The organism is Armatimonas sp. (genome assembly GCF_043757465.1).
Lineage (GTDB): Bacteria > Armatimonadota > Armatimonadia > Armatimonadales > Armatimonadaceae > Armatimonas.
Window position 1 is genome coordinate 161,339 of the sequence record NZ_JAYVPL010000158.1, and the last position, 18,845, is coordinate 180,183.

General features: G+C 58.7%; 13 protein-coding genes. 12 read left to right on the top strand and 1 reads right to left on the bottom strand.

The annotated features are described in order from the left end of the window. Positions 1 to 2: 2 nt before the first annotated feature. The 12 genes from ACH2ED_RS22595 to ACH2ED_RS22650 all read left to right on the top strand — a co-directional run bounded on the left by ACH2ED_RS22595 (position 3) and on the right by ACH2ED_RS22650 (position 17,890). Positions 3 to 1,400, top strand: coding sequence for an arylsulfatase (locus ACH2ED_RS22595; protein WP_395095007.1), 1,398 nt, complete (start codon positions 3 to 5; stop codon positions 1,398 to 1,400). Beyond that, positions 1,397 to 2,869: a sulfatase gene (locus ACH2ED_RS22600; RefSeq protein WP_395095008.1), complete on the top strand. Its 1,473-nt coding sequence runs from the start codon at positions 1,397 to 1,399 to the stop codon at positions 2,867 to 2,869. Before ACH2ED_RS22595 ends, ACH2ED_RS22600 begins: the two co-directional genes overlap by 4 nt. Next, on the top strand, positions 2,866 to 3,735 hold the full coding sequence (locus tag ACH2ED_RS22605) for a hypothetical protein (RefSeq protein WP_395095009.1): 870 nt from the start codon (positions 2,866 to 2,868) through the stop codon (positions 3,733 to 3,735). The genes ACH2ED_RS22600 and ACH2ED_RS22605 overlap by 4 nt, the downstream gene beginning before the upstream one ends. A gap of 87 nt (positions 3,736 to 3,822) precedes the next feature. Beyond that, positions 3,823 to 4,038 carry a hypothetical protein gene (locus tag ACH2ED_RS22610; protein WP_395095010.1) on the top strand — a complete coding sequence of 72 codons (216 nt, stop codon included), beginning with the start codon at positions 3,823 to 3,825 and terminating at the stop codon, positions 4,036 to 4,038. Continuing rightward, on the top strand, positions 4,023 to 5,936 hold the full coding sequence (locus ACH2ED_RS22615) for a sulfatase-like hydrolase/transferase (protein WP_395095011.1): 1,914 nt from the start codon (positions 4,023 to 4,025) through the stop codon (positions 5,934 to 5,936). The genes ACH2ED_RS22610 and ACH2ED_RS22615 overlap by 16 nt, the downstream gene beginning before the upstream one ends. Then, entirely contained in the window at positions 5,933 to 7,513 is a 1,581-nt protein-coding gene (locus ACH2ED_RS22620) for an arylsulfatase (RefSeq protein WP_395095012.1), read from the top strand. The genes ACH2ED_RS22615 and ACH2ED_RS22620 overlap by 4 nt, the downstream gene beginning before the upstream one ends. Positions 7,514 to 7,516: 3 nt before the next feature. Further along, entirely contained in the window at positions 7,517 to 8,932 is a 1,416-nt protein-coding gene (locus tag ACH2ED_RS22625) for an L-serine ammonia-lyase, iron-sulfur-dependent, subunit alpha (RefSeq protein ID WP_395095013.1), read from the top strand. Next, positions 8,932 to 10,269, top strand: a complete 1,338-nt coding sequence (locus ACH2ED_RS22630; protein WP_395095014.1) for a sulfatase — start codon at positions 8,932 to 8,934, stop codon at positions 10,267 to 10,269. Before ACH2ED_RS22625 ends, ACH2ED_RS22630 begins: the two co-directional genes overlap by 1 nt. Further along, positions 10,266 to 11,657, top strand: a complete 1,392-nt coding sequence (locus ACH2ED_RS22635; RefSeq protein WP_395095015.1) for a sulfatase — start codon at positions 10,266 to 10,268, stop codon at positions 11,655 to 11,657. Before ACH2ED_RS22630 ends, ACH2ED_RS22635 begins: the two co-directional genes overlap by 4 nt. After that, entirely contained in the window at positions 11,651 to 13,774 is a 2,124-nt protein-coding gene (locus tag ACH2ED_RS22640; protein WP_395095016.1) for a beta-N-acetylhexosaminidase, read from the top strand. Before ACH2ED_RS22635 ends, ACH2ED_RS22640 begins: the two co-directional genes overlap by 7 nt. After that, positions 13,775 to 15,625: a sulfatase gene (locus ACH2ED_RS22645; RefSeq protein WP_395095017.1), complete on the top strand. Its 1,851-nt coding sequence runs from the start codon at positions 13,775 to 13,777 to the stop codon at positions 15,623 to 15,625. A gap of 135 nt (positions 15,626 to 15,760) precedes the next feature. Continuing rightward, positions 15,761 to 17,890, top strand: a complete 2,130-nt coding sequence (locus ACH2ED_RS22650; RefSeq protein WP_395095018.1) for a sulfatase-like hydrolase/transferase — start codon at positions 15,761 to 15,763, stop codon at positions 17,888 to 17,890. Positions 17,891 to 17,983: 93 nt separating this feature from the next. On the opposite strand, the gene ACH2ED_RS22655 is transcribed toward ACH2ED_RS22650, so the two are convergent. Further along, on the bottom strand, positions 17,984 to 18,745 hold the full coding sequence (locus ACH2ED_RS22655) for a fasciclin domain-containing protein (RefSeq protein WP_395095019.1): 762 nt from the start codon (positions 18,743 to 18,745) through the stop codon (positions 17,984 to 17,986). Between the last annotated feature and the right edge of the window lie 100 nt (positions 18,746 to 18,845).

The window sequence follows — 18,845 nt, forward strand, 5'->3', positions numbered from 1 at the left end:
GCATGCAACCCAATATTGTCCTGATCTACACCGACGACTTAGGTTTTGGCGATGTGGGCTGCTACGGTGCGAAGTTGGTGAAGACCCCAAATATAGACCGCATTGCTCGCGAGGGGCTGCGCTTCACCGATGCCCATGCGCCGTCAGCAACCTGCACGCCGTCGCGCTATGCCTTGCTCACGGGGGAGTACGCCTGGCGCAAGCCCGGTACGGGGGTGCTGCCGGGCAACGCCGCGATGATTATCGAGCCGGGACGCACCACGGTTGCGTCGGTGCTTCAGAGGGCAGGCTACGCCACAGGGATCGTGGGGAAGTGGCACCTAGGTCTTGGGGCCGTGGGAGGGCCAGATTGGAACGAGCGCATCACTCCTGGTCCATCCCAGGTCGGCTTTGACTACCACTTTCTCATGGCCGCCACGGGAGATCGTGTGCCCTGTGTTTATATCGAGAACGAGCAGGTTGTTGGCTTGACCAGAACCGACCCCATCCAAGTACGCTACGGCAAGGAAAACTACGATGGCGAGCTTGACGGTGTCCGCGATAGAGCCAGCCTGCGTATGGACTGGAGCCAGGGACACAATCAGGCCGTGGTCACTGGAATCGGGCGCATCGGCTACATGAAAGGTGGCAAGTCGGCGCACTGGATTGATGAGGACATGGCCGATGTCTTTACGAAGAAAGCCGTTGCCTTCCTAGAAAAGAACAAAGCGCGTCCGTTTTTCCTCTCGTTCAACACCCATGATATTCACGTCCCACGCGTCCCACACAAGCGTTTTGTCGGCAAGACCCCGATGGGGCCACGCGGCGACGCGATTGCTGAGCTGGACTGGTGTGTTGGGGAGATTTTAAAGGCTCTTGACCGGCTCAAGCTCACGAAAAACACGCTTGTGATCTTCTCTAGCGACAACGGACCCGTGCTCGACGATGGCTACAAAGATGGAGCGGTCGAAAAGCTCGGCGACCACAAGCCCGCGGGGCCGTGGCGTGGTGGCAAGTATAGCCTCTTTGAGGGCGGGACACGCGTCCCGTTTTTGGTTCGCTGGCCGGCGCGTGTCAAGCCGGGTACTTCCGAGGCGCTGGTCTGTCAAGTGGATTTTCTGGCGTCGCTTGCTGCCCTCACAGGCCAGAGCTACGACAAGCGCACTGCTCCTGATAGTGAGAACATCCTCGCTGCGTTTCTGGGCGAATCAAAAACAGGCCGCACGACTCTGGTGGAGCATGCGGGGACACTCACTCTGCGCGAGGGAAACTGGAAGTTCATCAAGCAGAATCGTCAGCTCTATGACCTCACCACAGACCCCGGCGAGACCATCAATATCGCCGCTAAGTTCCCCGAACGCGTCATCACGATGGCCGCCGCGCTAGAAAAAATTCGTGGCGTCGGAGCAACCCGACCGTGAAGCTCGCGCTTGTAGCCCTCACCCTCCTCCTGGTTCCCCCTTCGCTTGCCGGAGGGGGTCGCGAGCAGTCGAGCGGGGGGAGGTTTAATGTGCTTTTTATCGCCGTGGATGACCTGCGACCGGAGCTAGGCTGCTACGGTGTCAAAGAGGCACAGTCGCCCAATATAGATCGTCTGGCCAAGTCCGGAATGCTCTTCACACGCCACTATGCTGCCGTCGCGACCTGCGGGGCCTCGCGCTACGCACTTCTCACCGGGCGCTCGCCCGCTCGCTCCGGCGTCACGGCCAGCAACGAGGCGTTTTATCAAGGCAAGACAGCGCTTGATCCCACGTTGCTCTCGGGCGCTCAGACACTGCCTGAGCTCTTTCGGCGCAGTGGCTACCAGACCGTCAATATCGGGAAAATCTCCCACACCGCCGATGGTAGGGTCTACGCCTACAATGGCACGGGCGACGGTCGCCCTGAGCTGCCCCATGCCTGGGACGCGCTCCCGACCCCGTTTGGCGGTTGGAAGCGTGGCTGGGGCATCTTCTTTGCCTACGAAAACGGTAAGCACCGTGAGGATGGCCAGGGCAATAACGCGCTGATGGAGTTCACCGCCAAGAACGACGATGACCTCCCCGATGGTCAGATGGCACAGGAGGCCATCTCGCAGCTCAAGGGTTTTAAAAACTCCGGTAAGCCGTTCTTTCTCGGGCTGGGATTCTTCAAACCGCATCTGCCCTTTGTCACTCCGAAGCAGGACTGGGACGCGTTTGAAGGGAAGGCTATCTCGCTCCCAAAATCGCCGATGAAGCCCGATGCACCCTACTGGCACGCCAGCTCCGAGTTCTATAAATATTCTCTGCCGTTTGCCAAAGCGCAGCCCCTCGACGACGAAGCCAAGCGCACGGCGCGGCGGGCGTATCTTGCCTGCGTTCGCTACACGGATCGGCAAGTCGGAAAAGTGCTCGATGCGCTCAAGGCTGAGGGCTTAGACAAAAATACAATTGTGGTGGTCTGGGGCGACCACGGCTGGCATCTGGGTGAGCAGCAGATCTGGGGCAAGCACAGCCCCTTCGAGCGCGCCGTGCGCAGCACCCTCATCGTCCGCGCTCCGGGCGTCGGTAAACCTGGAGAAATCAGCGACGCGTTGATCGAGAGTGGCGATCTCTACCCGACCCTCACCCAGCTCTGCCAGCCAAGTTTCACCCAGACCCGCTATCCGCTCGATGGCAAGAGCTTTGCCGCAGTGCTCGCAGGCAAGCAATCCACGGTCCGCGACTCTGCAATCAGCTACTGGCAAGACACCGTCACCGTGCGAACCGCCACGCACCGCCTCATCGCCCGGCGCACCAAAGACGGCACAGGCTTTACAGACATCGCCCTCTACGATCTATCGAAAGACTTGGATAATACGGTAAATCTTGCTAGTCGTGAGCCTGATTTTGTTGCAGCGCTCCTCCCGAAAATCCCGCAACGTCTATGAAGCCGAAGCTAACTCTCACCTACGAGCCGGGTTGGCTCACAGTATCGGGGGGACATCTTCCGGGGCCGCTGACGATTCACTATCTGGAAGCCTACTGCCGGGCGGGTTCTACCGATGCGGACTGGGTGACGCACACGGTGATTCCCCATAAAACCGAGGTGCTCGCGCAGCGCACGGAGGGGACACAGGTACGGCTCAGGGATACGCTTGCCGATGGTGTCACCGTGACCCACACACTCACCGCAAAGGCGGACAATATTGATTTCCAGTTGGTCGCGCATAACCCCGGTGTGCAGCGTTCCGAGGCGCACTGGGCGCAGCCCTGCATCCGACTCAGTGCATTTCTGGGCCTCGATGAAAAATCCGCCAGCAATGCCACGGACTATCTGCCGCGCTGCTTTCTCTTTTTCGACGGCAAGCAAACCGCTCTCCCCACACGCGATTGGGCAACGAAAGGCCGCTACATGCCGGGCCAGACTTGGTGCCCGGCGCATATTCCCCGCACCGATGTCAACCCGCGCCCCCTCAGCCCCCTTGTTCCCAGCAACGGTCTGATCGGGGCGGTCAGTGGCGACGGCAAATGGCTCTTTGCCACCGCCTGGGAGCCGTATCAAGAGCTCTTCCAGGGCGTTATCCGTTGCCTCCATTCCGACTTTCGCCTCGGAGGGCTATTGCCGGGCGAGACAAAGAAAATCCGGGGGAAAATCTATCTCGTCCCCAACAACCTCCCTGATCTCCTGAAGCGCTACGAAAAAGACTTCCCGGAGCACACGAAGAAACCACGAATTCCCCCGAGACACCTGCCGAGCTTGACTGCTGGGAGCCACTTTGGCCGGAGCGGTACGCGTTCAAGGACTGGTATTTAGATTGGTTGACAGCGATGTTGAACACGGCGCGTGGTAAAAAGAAATAGTAACTTGCAGCCCGCGTGGCTTCTTCGTATAATTTCTACGGTGCCCGGTACCGCCAACGGCTGGCCGCGCGCTTGGTGGCCTGAGGGAGCAAGCATCACAGGGCGCTTCACCGATAGCTTCGGGCATAAAATCACCGTGCTCGCCGCCGCTAACCCCGAGAAGGGTAGCAATCTCCTCAAGGAAGTCGGAGGGAGTATGCCTCCCGATGAAGCGACGTTCGAGAAATCTGGGAGAGAGACGTGCATAAGAGACTGATTTTGTTTGTGACGCTGGCCCTGCTTGCCAGCACGACTTGGGCGCAGACGCCGGAGCGGCCTAATATTTTATGGATCGTCAGCGAGGACAACGCGGCGCAGTGGCTGGGCTGCTACGGGAACAAAGAAGCGCAGACACCGCGCATTGACGCCCTGGCAAAGCGGAGCGTGCTCTTTGAGAAAGCCTACGCCAATGCACCGGTCTGCGCCGTGTCACGTTGTACACTCCTCAATGGAGCCTACTCCGTCACACTGGGGACGCAGAACATGCGCTCGCGGCACGCTATTCCCACGGAGACGTTCAAGCCCTATGTCTCCTATTTAAGAGAACAGGGCTACTACTGCACCAACAACGCGAAAACAGACTATAACTTCAAGGGCAACGACGATGCGCTCTGGGATATGTCGTCGAACCAAGCGCACTATAGGAATCGCCCAGTAGGCAAGCCGTTCTTTGCTATTTTCAATATCGAGATCAGCCACGAGAGCAATCTCTTTCCGGCAAAGGTCAAGACAAACCGCGAGAAGGGCCAGACACCAGAGACGCCGCGCCTCGATCCCAAGACGCTCTTTCTACCGCCGTATGTGCCGGATCTGCCCGAGATGCGCTCGGACTGGGCGGTCTACCACGACACCATCACAGCGATGGACAAGCTAGTGGGCGTGAAGCTCGATGAGCTAGAGCGCAGTGGACAGGCGGAGAATACGATTGTCTTCTACTACGCCGACCACGGTGGCCCGACGCCGCGTGGCAAGCGGTATCTAGAAGACACCGGCGTGCATATTCCGCTGCTTGTCCATGTGCCTAAGAAGTGGCAAGCCCTCTCGCCGTTTACTCCGGGCCAGCGCGTGAGTGAGCTGGTCTCGTTTGTGGACTTCGCCCCGACGCTTCTCTCACTCTGTGGCCTGAAGAAGCCCGCCCAAATGCAAGGCCGTGCGTTCTTAGGCACCGAGCGAGCCGCGCCGCCCGCAAAGTCAACTGTCTTTCTCTATGCGGATCGTTTCGATGAGCTCTACGGCATGCGCCGCGCCGTTACTGATGGACGCTTTAAGTACATCCGGCGCTTCATGCCCCACCTGCCGTCGGCTCCTTATAGCTACTACCAGATGACCATTCCCGGCTGGGCCGCGTGGCAAAAGGCTTGGCAAGACGGCAAGCTGACGGGCTACCACAAAGCGCTCTGGGAGCCCGCTGAGAGCACCGAGGAACTCTTCGATACGCAGAGCGATCCCTGGGAGATAAAGAATCTCGCCCGTGAGCCCGCACAAGCCAAACGACTCGCGACGATGCGTACGCAGCTCAAAGCCACCATGACGGAGGTACGCGATACAGCGCTTGTTCCCGAGCCGATGTTCGCCGAGCTCATCGGCCAGGGAACCATCCGTGGCTACGTGAATAGCCCCGCCTTCCCGCTTCAGGAAGTGCTGAACCTCGCGTTTCTGGCCTCGGCGCGCGATCCCAAGAACCTGCCCGCCCTGATCAAGGCGCTCGAATCCCCGCACCCTGTGGTCCGCTACTGGGGCGCGCTGGGCTGTGTCACGCTGGGCAGGCAGGCAAAAGTGGCGAAAGAGGCCCTCACCATCAAGATGATCAATGAGTCCTCCCCCACGGTGCGCATCACCGCGCTCCATGCTATCGCGCTGCTTAGCGCCGAGAAAACCGCAAAGGAAATGATCGCGACCGAGCTAGACGAGACCAAGGAGGAGTACGTCGCGCAGCTTGCAGTCAATACGCTCACGCAGCTCAATGCCCTCGACACGATTCCGATCTCTTGGGTGGATCGTACTCTCAAGGACGACAACGCCAACGAGTACCTGAAGCGGCTCGCTACCAGGCTCTCAGGTGAGGCAAAGCCTGCCGGGAAAAACAAAAAGAAGAAAGCACAAAATAAATTATGAGCACCGGAATTCTCGTTCTCTTACTTACCCTGGCCCTTGCACTGCCCCTCACGGTTCACGCGGCAGAGAAGCCCAATGTCGTGCTGATTCTTGCCGATGACATGGGCTGGTCGGATCTGGGCTGCTACGGCAGCGAGATTAAGACCCCGAACCTAGACACGCTCGCCAAGAATGGCCTGCGCTTCACGCAGTTCTACAACACCGCACGCTGCTGGCCAAGCCGAGCGGGTCTGCTCACGGGCTACTACGCTCAGCAGGTGCGCCGCGATACAGTTCCAGGGATTAAGAGTGGCAATGCGGGCGTGCGCCCCGAGTGGGCACCGCTACTCTCGACACGGCTGAAGTCGCTCGGCTACCGCTCTTACCACTCGGGGAAGTGGCATATTGATGGCAAGCCGCTGCAAAATGGCTTCGATCACAGCTACAGCCTGCAAGACCACGACCGCTACTTTGCCGCGAAAGAGCATACCGAGGACGACAAGCCGCTTCCCGAGATGGACCCGAAGAGCGGCTACTACTCCACGACCTATATCGCCGACCATGCGATTAAGTGCTTGAAAGAGCACGAGGCAAAGTACAAGAGCCAGCCGTTTTTTACCTATCTCGCGTTCACGTCGCCGCACTTTCCGGTTCAGGCGCTTCCTGAGGATATTGAGCGTTATAAGAATGCCTACATCAAAGGCTGGGACGAGCTTCGCACGGTGCGCTATGCCAAGCAAAAGAAGCTTGGAATTGGTGCCAGTAAGCTCTCGGAGATCGAGCGCGAGGTGGGGCCGCCGTATGCGTTCCCTGATGCCATTAAGAAGCTCGGCCCTAATGAGGTCAACCGGCCCGTTGCTTGGGACTCGCTGACCAAAGAGCAGAAGGCGTTTCAAGCGACCAAGATGGCGATCCACGCCGCGATGGTGGACCGAATGGACCGCGAAATCGGGCGCGTGCTAGCGCAAGTAAAAACGATGGGCGCGGAGGACAACACGCTCGTTCTGTTTCTCTCCGACAACGGAGCGAGCGCCGAGATGATGGTGCGCGGCGACGGCAACGACCAATCGCTCCCAATGGGTGCCGACGGGACTTTCCTCAGTATCGGCCCCGGCTGGTCGAGCCTTTGCAATACCCCGCTCCGTCGCCACAAGACCTGGGTGCACGAGGGCGGCATCTCCACTCCGCTAATCGTGAGCTGGCCCAAGGGGATTTCGGCCAATAACGCACTTCGCACAGCTCCCGCACACTTAGTGGACGTCGTGCCGACGATCTTAGAGCTGGCCGGGGGAAACACAGCACTCGGCCACGCCGCACCAGGCAAGAGCCTGACGCCGTTATTCGCCGCCGACACTGGCCTTACCCACGACTCGCTCTGGTGGGCACATGAGGGCAACCGCGCCTTGCGTGTTGGAGACTGGAAGATTGTCGCGGCAGGCAAAGACGCGCCGTGGGAGCTCTACAACCTCAAGGAAAGCCGCGCGGAGACGGAGAACTTAGCCCAAAAGCACCCGGAGCGTGTGAAAGAAATGGCCGCGCTCTGGCAGGCGCAGTGGGATGCCTACGTGAAACAGGCGCTAGAGAAAACGAAAGAGTAATTCATGCTCGTCAGTATTTTTAACGATGTCCTCGGCCCCGTGATGCGCGGGCCGTCTAGCTCGCACTGCGCGGCGGCGCTGCGCATTGGGCGGTTGGCGCGGGATCTGATGGGTGGCAAGATCAAAAAAGTGTTGGTGGAGTTTGATCGCAGCGGCTCGCTGCCGACCACACACGCCAGCCAGGGCTCGGACATGGGCCTCTTTGGCGGCTTGCTCGGATGGGACGCCGCCGATAAGCGCCTGCCGGATTCTGCAAAAGCGCTCCGAGAAGCAGGAATTGAGGTGTGCATCGAGACAGTGGATGTGGGCGACCCGCACCCCAATACCTACCGTTTAACGCTCACCAACGCCACCGAGACTCACACGCTCATCGCTATCTCCACCGGCGGCGGGATGATCGAGGTGCTCCGGATAGATGGCCACAAAGTCTCTTTTTTCGGCGACCGCGCGGAGCCGTTGGATGCGCTGGGAATACCGGGGCGCACTCTTCAGCCCGTCTTGCCCGTGCTCACGCTCCCCAACTCTACCGTCCCGTTCAAGAGCGCCCTGGGAATGTTGCGCTACGACGCGGGCCGCGAGACGCCGCTCTGGAAGCTCGCCGCCGAGTACGAGATGCAGCGCGGTGGGCTGACCGAGTACGAGGTGCTTGCCAAGGCGCTGAATCTCATCCAGATTCTGCGCCGCTCGATTGCCCAGGGGATCGCCGGGACACACTACGAAGACCGGATTCTGGGGCACCAGTGTGGCAAGTTTGCGGAGAAGATGCAGGCGGGGACGTTGCTCGGGGGCGGGGCGCTGAATCGCATCGTGCTCTATGTCACGGCGCTGATGGAAGTGAAGAGTAGCATGGGCGTAATCGTCGCCGCCCCCACAGCGGGAGCCTGCGCCGCGCTTCCCGGTGCCGTGATCGCGATGGCGGAGGAGCTGGGTCTGGATGAAATAGAGATGGCGAAGGCGTTTCTAGCGAGCGGCCTGATCGGGGTGTTTATCGCCACGCGCTGGAGCTTTGCGGCGGAAGTGGGGGGGTGCCAGGCCGAGGGTGGCTCGGCGGCATGCATGGCAGCGGCAGCCCTAGTGCAGCTCGGCGGGGGGACACTCACGCAATCGCTCGCGGCGGCGTCAATGGCACTGCAAAACATGCTCGGCCTGATCTGCGACCCCATCGCCAACCGTGTGGAGGCCCCGTGTTTAGGTAAAAACGTCATGGCCGCCAGCAATGCGCTCTCGTGTGCCAACATGGCTCTCTCCGGCTACGACCCACTGATTCCCCTTGATGAAGTGATCGAGACCGCCAAGCGCGTCTCCGCCCAGATGCCCCGTGAGCTGCGCTGCACCAACCTTGGGGGACTCTCCATCAGCCCTACCTCGCAAGCGATCGAGGAGCGCCTCGTGCAGCTCCAGCTCCGGAGACAAAATTGATGACGCCTCCCAATATCGTCTTTATCCTCGCCGATGACCTCGGCATCTCCGACCTCGGATGTCAGGGAAGTACGTTCTACGAGACGCCAAACTTGGATAAACTAGCCCAGGAGGGAGTGCGCTTCACCAACGCCTACGCCGCGTGTCCGGTCTGCTCACCCACACGGGCATCGGCTCTCACGGGCAAGTGGCCGCAACGTACAGGGGTGACGGACTATATCAATGCTTCCATTGGCAAGCTTGGTGGGATGAAGCCTGGCTTTCCATTGCTCTGTCCTCCGGCGGCAGATCGCCTGAGCCTCTCCGAAACCACGATTGCCAAGAAGCTGCAAGCTGCAGGCTACGCGACGGGATTTGTGGGCAAGTGGCACCTCGGCGGCGAAGGGACACTCCCGGAGAACCATGGCTTTGACTTCAGTGTCGGCGGCGACGACCGTGGTGGCAATGCGCATGTTGGCCCCACAAAGCTTCACAATCTGGAGGTTGCTTCAGGCGAGTGGGTGATGGAACGGCTGACCGATAAGGCCATTGAGTTTGTCGCGCAGAGCAAAGATAAGCCGTTTCTGCTCTGGTTCACTCCCTACGATCCGCACACTCCGTTAGTGGGCAAGCCGGAGCTCGTGAAGAAATACGAAGCCAAAGCCGCAAAGCTCACGGCGGAGTTCCGTGACGAGCTGCCCCGAAAAGACCGTCGTACGCAAACGCATGCTGTTTATGCCGCGATGCTGGAGGACATGGATCGTAATCTCGGGCGGCTCTTTGCGAAACTGCCCGCCCATACGCTCGTGATCTTCACCTCCGATAACGGCGGCCTCTCGACCTCGGAAGGTTCCCCAACCAGCAACGCGCCGTACCGTGCGGGCAAGGGCTGGCTCTACGAAGGTGGCATCCGCGAGCCGCTGCTCGTCAAGTGGCCCGGCGTCACCAAGCCTAACACCGTCAATGATACGCCCACGATAACTCCTGACTTCTTCCCGACGTTTCTCGAGGCCGCGGGTGTGCGCCCCGAAAAGCTTGATGGCGTCAGCTTGGTTCCCGCACTCAAGGGCAAGAAATCAGCGCCGCGTCCGCTTTTCTGGCACTATCCGCACTACGGCAACCAAGGCGGCGGTATGGCCGCGGCGATCCGCGAGGGCGACTGGAAGCTCATCGAATGGTTTGTGATTGGCCGTATCGAGCTCTACGACCTCAAGGCTGATCCCGGCGAGCAACGCAATTTAGCCGTGCAAGAGCCGGGGCGAGTGAGGGCAATGCAAGCGAAACTTCACAGGTGGCAGAAAGAGACAGGCGCAAAGTTCCCGATCAAAAATCCCACCCCCAAAAGTGAGGCGAAGTGAGCACTCCCAACATTGTCTTTATTCTGATTGATGATCTTGGCTGGCGCGATCTGGGCTGCTACGGCTCGACGTTTTATGAGACACAAAACTTGGATCGGCTGGCAGCGCAGGGAGTGCGTTTCACTCAGGCAACGGCTGCCTGCCCCGTCTGCTCCCCGAGTCGGGCGAGCTTGATGACGGGAAAGTGGCCCGCTCGCCTCGGGATCACGCAGTACATCCACGACAGTCCTGGCTCACGCGGAAAACTGGTAGATGCCCCGTTTGTGCGGGAGCTGGCTCATACGGAAGTGAGTGTAGCAAACGCACTGCGCGAGGGCGGCTATACAACCTGGCACGTGGGAAAGTGGCATTTAGGCAAAGAGAGCTTCTATCCCGAGACCCACGGCTTCGATGTCAATATCGGCGGCTGTCATATGGGCCACCCGCACCACGGCTACTTCAGCCCGTATCAGATTCCGACGCTCACTGATGGCCCCGAGGGCGAGTATCTCACGGATCGCCTCACCGACGAAGCCATGGCGCTGGTCGAGCGGCACGTGCAGAGCGGCTCGGACAAACCCTTCTTTCTCAACTTCTGGCACTATGCGGTTCATACCCCGATTCAGGTTCCCGAGGCGCTGAAAGGAAAATACCTCGCCAAGGCAGCGGCGCTGGGGCTGGACAAAATTCCCCCATTTGAGGAGGGCGAGCCGTTTCCGACGGAAGAAAAACAGCACCTGCGTGTGCGCCGTCGCCGCCTCCAGTCTGACCCCGCCTATGCGGCGATGGTGGAGAACCTGGACACCAATATCGGGCGTTTGGTCGCACGGCTCCCGGAGAACACTGTCGTGATCTTCACCTCCGATAATGGCGGCCTCGCGACATCGGAGGGATCACCCACTTGTAACGCGCCCCTCGTCGAGGGCAAGGGCTGGATGTACGAGGGTGGGATTCGTGAGCCGCTGATCGTCTGGGAGCCTCGACGCTTCGCACCTCAGCTCTGTGAGACGCCGCTCAGTAGCCCGGACTTCTACCCCACGCTTCTGGAGCTTGCTGGGCTTACCCCTCGCCCGGAGCAGCACTGTGATGGCCGTAGCTTCGTCCCACTCCTGCATGGAGAAACGCTCCCCGAGCGACCTCTTTTTTGGCACTATCCGCACTATGGAAATCAGGGCGGCACTCCGGGCGCTGCCGTTCGCCTTGGCCCGTGGAAGCTCATTGAGTTCTTTGAGGACAACCACTGCGAGCTCTATAATTTAGACGATGACCCGTCGGAACAGGAAAACGTTGCGCTGCAGAACACAGCTCGCGTAGCTCAGCTTCAAGATCTCCTGCACCGCTGGCAGGAAGAGGTCGCGGCAGTGCACCCGCTACCTAATCCCAAGTACGTGAAAGAAACAACATGCTAATTCCTGCTCTGCTTGCGCTGGCTTCGGTGCCAGCCCTTGTCCCCAAGCCCGTCTCGCTGGTGCAAAGCCAGGGAGCCTTTGTGCTGGATGCAAAAATCGTCATCGGGGCCGATGCGGCGAGTCGCCCGGCGGCGGCGCTGCTCTCGGGCTGGCTGAAGCCAAGCCTGGGAAGTACGCTGAAAGTTGCCAGTAAAGGCAGTATCTCCCTTAAAGTGAATCCGGCGCTGACGGGGCTGGGAACCGAGGGCTACACGCTGGAGGTCAACCCCAAGGGCGTGAGCTTGAGCGCTCCCCGGTACGCCGGGATTGTCAATGGTCTCCAGACCTTCCGCCAGCTCTTACCCACCGGAAAAGCGCCGACTCTGAGTGTCCCTGCCGTGAAGATCGAAGACCAGCCGACCTACACCTGGCGCGGGATGATGCTCGATGTCTCGCGCTACTTTATGGACAAGACCTATGTCCTGCACTTCTTAGACATCATGGCAGCCCATAAGCTCAATGTCCTGCACCTGCACCTCATTGACGACCAAGGCTGGCGCGTGGAGATCAAGAAATACCCCAAGCTCACCGAGGTTGGAGGCTTTCGCGGCGAGGGTGCGGCACGGGAAGGTGGCTTCTACACGCAAGCGGACATCAAGGAAATGGTTGCCTACGCCGCCGCGCGCAACATCACGATTGTGCCGGAGATCGAGCTCCCTGCCCACACGCTCTCGGCGGTGGCGGCCTACCCGTGGCTCTCCTGCACGGGCAAAGAACACAAGATGCCGACCGTGCACTTCATCTCCGATGATCTCTACTGTGCCGGAAAGCCGACCACTTGGGCATTTCTCAAAGACGTTCTCGACGAGCTGTGTGCTCTTTTTCCCTCGACCTACATCCATATCGGCGGCGATGAGGCCAAGTACACGAAATGGAAAACCTGCCCTGACTGCCAGAAAAAGAAGACGGAGCTGGGTCTCACCGACGAGAAAGCGCTCCAGGGCTGGATGACCCGTGAAGTTGAAGGGATCTTGGCGAAAAAAGGCCGACGGATTCTGGGCTGGGACGAGATCCTGCGCTGTGGGGTCAGTCCGACCGCGGGGATCATGCCCTGGGCCGATCCGAAGGCGGCGGGCGATGCGGCGCGTTCAGGAAACCCCGTGATGGTCGCCCTCACCGACCACTGCTACTTCGACATGCAGCAGAGTAAGCTACGCGGCGAGCTTCCCGGCGCGGGCTGGCGCAACCCGGTCACTCTGCAAGCCGCCTACGACTGGGATCCGATGCCCACGGGTCTGACACCGGCACAGCAGAAGAATATCATCGGCGTGCAGGGCTGCCTCTGGACCGACATGTTTCTGCACAAGCCTGAGATCAAGAAGCCTAGCCCCGCTCTCTACTGCGACTACTATTTACTTCCCCGAGCCGCCGCGCTCGCAGAAGTGGCCTGGACCCCGCAGGCCCAGCGCAATTTCCCCGACTTTATGCAGCGCATGCAGCGCCAGTATGTCCGCTATGCAGAGTCGGGCTGGAACTTCCGCCTCCCACTCCCCGAGGTCACGCGCAGTGGCAACGCAGTAACAGCAACTTGTCCCATTGAGGGAGGAACGGTTCGCTACACAACCGATGGCTCCGATCCCACGGCAAGCTCGCCCGAGCTAAAAGGCTCTCTGACGGTTGTGCGCTTCGAGGACTTCAAGGCCATCACGCTCTCCCCGGATGGCAAGCGCACCAGCCTGATCTTCGAGACGCTCTCCCCGACCAATCAATTTCAGCAGTATGGTATCAAGCTCGGTGAGTGGAAGTTCGGGAAAGTGGGGGATCGCAAGGCGATCCCGGTAGACTTCGAGGCCACGGGGCTGATAACCGGCAATGGCGCCTACCAAGTGACTTTCGTCTACACGGGTGGCCGGGAGCGCCTCGATATCGACAAAGTTGAGGTCTTCCGCAACGCCGAAACTCTCCCCCTGGCGACCGACACGCATCATGGCTTCACCGGCGGCGCAACGAAAGATAATGTCTACACACTCAAGCTCAACGGCTATGAGGCGGGCGCAGCGTTTAAAATCCGTGCCTATGTCTACGGCGACGAAGGCAGCGACTCTAATGGAGTCGTGCTGATCAAGAAGGTGGACTAGATGCTGCCATTTATGTATCTCGCTTCCCTCATGGTAAACGTGGGGGCAGAAAAACGCCCCAATATTGTCTTTATCCTCGCCGATGACCTCGGGTGGGCGGATACGGAGCTCTATGGCAAGACGAAGCTCTATAAAACGCCAAATTTGTTACGGCTTGCCAAGCGTGGGATGGTCTTCAGCCGGGCGTACTCGGCGAGCCCGCTATGCTCCCCGACACGGGCGAGTATTCTCACAGGCCAGAGCCCGGCACGCATTGGGATCACGGCACCAAACTGCCACCTGCCCGAAGTGAAGCTTACTGCGTCGGTGCAGAAAAATGCGCCCGCGACGGCTAAGGCGCTTCAGTGTGAGAGTGCGACGAGATTAAATACCAGCTATGTGACTTTGGCGGAGACGCTGAAATCGGCGGGCTATGCGACCGCGCACTTTGGAAAGTGGCATCTGGGCGCGGAACCGTACTCGCCGCTCCAGCAGGGCTTTGACATTGATCTGCCCCACACGCCTGGCCCCGGCCCGGCGGGAAGCTTTGTTGCCCCGTGGAAGTTTCCGAATTTCAAGGAGCGCACGCCCGCCGAGCATATCGAGGATCGGATGGGAGATGAGGCCGTTGCCTGGATGGAAAAGAACAAAGATAAGCCGTTCTTTCTCAACTACTGGCAGTTCTCGGTGCACGCGCCCTTTGATGCGAAAAAGTCGCTGATCGAAAAATACAAAAGCTTGGTGGACCCGAAAGACCCCCAGCACAGCCCGACTTACGCTGCAATGGTGGAGTCCATGGACGACAGCGTGGGCAAGCTCCTAGACGCGTTGGATCGCCTGGGAATTGCCGATAAGACCGCCATTGTCTTTCTTGCCGACAACGGTGGCAATATGTACAATACGGTGGACGGCACAACGCCCACGAGCAATGCCCCGCTTCGGGGCGGGAAAGCCACGGTCTACGAGGGGGGGATTCGGGTTCCGTGCATCGTGAGCTGGCCGAAATTGACCAAGCCAGGCTCGCAGAGCGAGGCGATTGTCCAGAGCACGGACTTCTACCCAACGATTCAGGAGCTGCTCAAGCTCAAGCCCAAGAATAATCAGATCTTTGATGGGCGTAGCATCGCAAGTGCTCTGAGTGGGAAAGCGCTTGCTTCCAAGCCGATCTTTACCTACTTCCCACACAGCCCCAAGGTCCCGGATAGTCTGCCACCCGCCGTGACGGTTCACTCCGGTGACTGGAAGCTGATTCGGCTGTTTCACCAGGGGGAGAAGGGAGCGCATGGCTACCAGCTTTACAACCTCAAGGATGATCTGAGTGAGGCGCACGATCTTGCCGCAAGCCAGCCCGAGCGCGTGAAGCAGCTCGATGCGCTGATTGAGGGATTTCTCAAAGACACGAGAGCTATCGTGCCACTTCCCAATCCCACTTACAATGCAAAGGCAAAACCCACCACGGAAACAGCACCCGTCGCCGACCCACTGGAGGGATGGAAGGCACGTGGCTGTGAGGTGACGGTTAAAAATGGCATCGTGACCCTCACGGGAACCGGTCCCACGCCGTTTCTGGGGTTCGCCGCCGGGAAGCTAGGCGGCCCGACCGTTGTCTCGCTACGGGTTCGGAGCATCGCGGGCGGCGCAGGTAAGGTCGAGTGGCTTCCCACGCCACAGGACACGGATAAGGCAAAGTCCGTTCTGTTTAACCTCAAGGCTAGCGAGGAGTGGCAAGAACTTACCGTCACGCTTCCCGCCGAAGGGGCTCTAGGCATTTTACGGCTCTACCTGCCCGCACAAAAAGAGCCTCTTATGCTAGATTGGATTGCGGTAAAACCCACGCAGGGGAGACCACAACGCTGGAGCTTCGACAAATGAAATACCGCATACTCTTCCTCCTAGTGATTGTGGCCGCTGCGTCCGTGGATGCCAAAGGTAAAAAGTGCTGACCTACAAAAATACGGAGACGTTTGATGGCACGATTATGTCCGTGGTGATCGGGCTGGAGAAAAAGTGAAACCCAATATTATCTTTGTTCTTGCCGATGATCTAGGCTACGGTGAGCTAGGTTGCTTCGGGCAGAAGCTTATTCCGACGCCACACCTGGATAAAATGGCTGCAGAGGGCATGAAGCTAACGCAGTTCTATGCGGGCGCACCAGTCTGTGCACCGTCGCGCTCCGTTTTGATGACCGGTTTGCACACGGGCCATACCCGCGTGCGCGGCAACGCAGGACCCAACAATCCGGCAGCGCAGATGATACGAAAAAGCGACCCCACCGTGACCGAGGCGCTGAAATCCGTGGGCTACGCCACCGCGCTCATTGGTAAGTGGGGACTCGCCAACCAAGGCGAGGAGGGGGTGCCGACCAACAAAGGCTTTGATTATTTCTATGGCTATTTGAACCAGACACACGCCCATAATCCCTATCCCCCGTTTCTGCTACGCGGCGAGAAGCGGGTTGCGCTTCGCAATACCAAGCACCCCGAGTGCCCCGAAGCGCAGTGGAAAACAGGGGCGGGCTGGGCAGGAGATAAACGCGACTTTGCCCCGGATCTGATGGCCGACGAGGCGCTGAAGTGGGTCGAGAAGAACCATAAGCAGCCGTTCTTTCTCTACTGGTCGCTCATCACGCCTCATGCCAACAACGAGAGCACTAGGGGGACGGGTAATGGCCAGGAAGTTCCCGAGCTAGGTACGTTTGCCACCAAGCCGTGGCCCGAGCCTGACAAGGCCCACGCGGCGATAATTGCTCGCCTCGATGCCGATATGGGGCGGCTCTTTGCCTTGCTCAAGAAGCTTAAAATTGACGAAAGCACCCTCGTAATCTTTACCAGCGACAATGGGCACCACAAAGAAGGGGCAAATGATCCCGAACTCTTCGATGCCAACGGGCCGCTACGTGGCCTCAAGCGCGATCTCTACGAGGGGGGGATTCGTGTTCCCACAATGGTGCGCTGGCCAGGGAAAATAGCGCGGGGCAAGACCAGCGAACATGTCGGCTACTTCGCCGATATCTTCCCCACACTGGCAGAGCTCACAGGTACCGCGCCACCGCCAAAAACTGATGGACTGAGCCTTCTGCCGACGCTGCTAGGAAAGGTGGGGGCGCAGAAACAACATGCCACGCTCTATTGGGAGTTCCACGAGAGCGGCTTTTCGCAGGCCGTGATTATGGACCAGCGCTGGAAAGCCATTCGTAAAAAGAGCCTGGATGCATCTATCGAACTCTATGATCTTCAGCGCGATCTCGGTGAAGAAACTAATATTGCCGCCGGGCGCTCTGACCTGGTAACTCGCGCGGTGGGGCTCTTCAAGAGCGAGCGGACGGATCTCGCGGAGTGGCCAATCGCAAAAAGTAGCTCCGTCGCAGCAATTAGTTCCGTGATAGCGCCTCCTGTGGCACTGAAGATTCCACCGTTCTACAAGAAATTTATTAGCGCCAACGGCTACCCTATTGTGGCGTCGGAGCGAGTGAGCGACTATGCGCTCAAAGAAGCGGCGTATCTGGTGAATCTATTGCTCGCTCGTCGCCCCGATGTGCGCGATGCCATGATTGCAAGTGGCTCCCGAATGTGCATCTTAGCCTACAACGAGTTTACGACCGATCAGCCGGAGTTTACTTGGCTCACCCCCAAAGACTACTGGGATCGTCGGGCACGTGGCCTTGGAGGAAGCGAGACCGATCCGTTTTGTTCTTGCGCTGAGGAGAATCTACTGGGCTACCCTGGCGATCCGTATGGCACGGAGAACATTCTAATTCACGAGTTTGCCCATAATATCCACCTGCGGGGTATGGTGCGCGTGGATAAGACTTTTGATAAACGGGTGAAGGCGAGCTACGATAAGGCCATGGCGGCGGGACTCTGGAAAGGCAAGTACGCCGCGACCAACCACCACGAGTATTTTGCTGAGGGGGTTCAGTCCTGGTTTGATAACAACCGGGAGCCCGACCATGACCACAACCACGTCAATACTCGCGTTGAGCTGATCGAGTACGATCCGGGGCTAGCTAGCCTCTGTCGGGAGGTATTTGGAGAGACGGAGCTTAAGTACACAAAGCCTGCAACGCGGCTCACGGGGCACTTGATGGGCTACGACCCCACAAAATCCCCGAAATTTGTGTGGCGAGAACCGAAGTAGTTCTTCCCGTCGTCGAGCTTCAAAAAATGAAAAGAGCTTCTTCTCGCCTTTGAACCGGTGAGGAGAAGCTCTTGCCAAGCGTTTGTTTATACTTTACTGTGCTTCTATCGGTGCCTCGATGGGATGGATCCAGCCATTGCTGGCTGCGATATCATTCTGGGCAACCAGGATGTTATTGATCATGAGAGTGCCGTTTTTATTGCTAATCGTCAGCTTGTCTCCTAGTAAATTCTCGACTGTTGCGCCGTCTTTCATCTCTAGAAGATCGCTTATTTTATAGCGTCCCTTGATCGTGTGGCGTTTAATCAGACTAATAAGAGATTCTTTGTTTTCAGGAGCATGAAGTTTGATCAGTGCAGCATTGTCGAGTGTTAAGCAAGAGTTCGTTGGGGCTAGGAATGTGTAGGGGCCACCTTCCCGGAGTTCTGTGACAAGCTCTGCATCGTCAACTAGTTTGACTGTTTCCACGAAATCACCGGGCATACTCTTGAGCACATCGTAGATAGGTTTGTTGGCAGCCCCTGTCATAAGAGTGCTGTTAATATTATTTCCCGCACCGACTGCGGCACTAACTGCGCCGATCGAGCGCGAATCTAGGATCGTGGAATAAGCCCCGAAGCCGAGCAATCCTAGAGCAATTCCCGTAATCGCATTGCGGTTGGTTAGCCCTCTGATCCCCAGGAAAGAGCCACTATTATCGGTATTACCGGTGAGGTAACCGTCGGCAGGCTGCACGGAACCCGGGGGGCGAACCGAGCCGAGGGCCGTCTGGCCACGCATAGGGATCTGACTGGCAACGAACCCGGTGAGGGTAAGGGCTGCAGCGACACGAAGAGCCCGTTTTTGATACTTCATTTCCTTCTCCCGAAAAGACTGGAGGAGCATTCAACTCCCACTGTGCATCTTCGGAAAAAGATAATGCAAATTTCAGGCCATAAAATAAAAAACCGGCAAT

Bases quoted from the DNA above. Each gene is read 5' to 3' on its own strand.
- ACH2ED_RS22640 (WP_395095016.1), top strand. From the start codon at position 11,651: ATGCTAATTCCTGCTCTGCTTGCGCTGGCTTCGGTGCCAGCCCTTGTC.
- ACH2ED_RS22605 (WP_395095009.1), top strand. From the start codon at position 2,866: ATGAAGCCGAAGCTAACTCTCACCTACGAGCCGGGTTGGCTCACAGTA.
- ACH2ED_RS22655 (WP_395095019.1), bottom strand. From the start codon at position 18,745: ATGAAGTATCAAAAACGGGCTCTTCGTGTCGCTGCAGCCCTTACCCTC.
- ACH2ED_RS22625 (WP_395095013.1), top strand. From the start codon at position 7,517: ATGCTCGTCAGTATTTTTAACGATGTCCTCGGCCCCGTGATGCGCGGG.
- ACH2ED_RS22645 (WP_395095017.1), top strand. From the start codon at position 13,775: ATGCTGCCATTTATGTATCTCGCTTCCCTCATGGTAAACGTGGGGGCA.
- ACH2ED_RS22595 (WP_395095007.1), top strand. From the start codon at position 3: ATGCAACCCAATATTGTCCTGATCTACACCGACGACTTAGGTTTTGGC.
- ACH2ED_RS22620 (WP_395095012.1), top strand. From the start codon at position 5,933: ATGAGCACCGGAATTCTCGTTCTCTTACTTACCCTGGCCCTTGCACTG.
- ACH2ED_RS22630 (WP_395095014.1), top strand. From the start codon at position 8,932: ATGACGCCTCCCAATATCGTCTTTATCCTCGCCGATGACCTCGGCATC.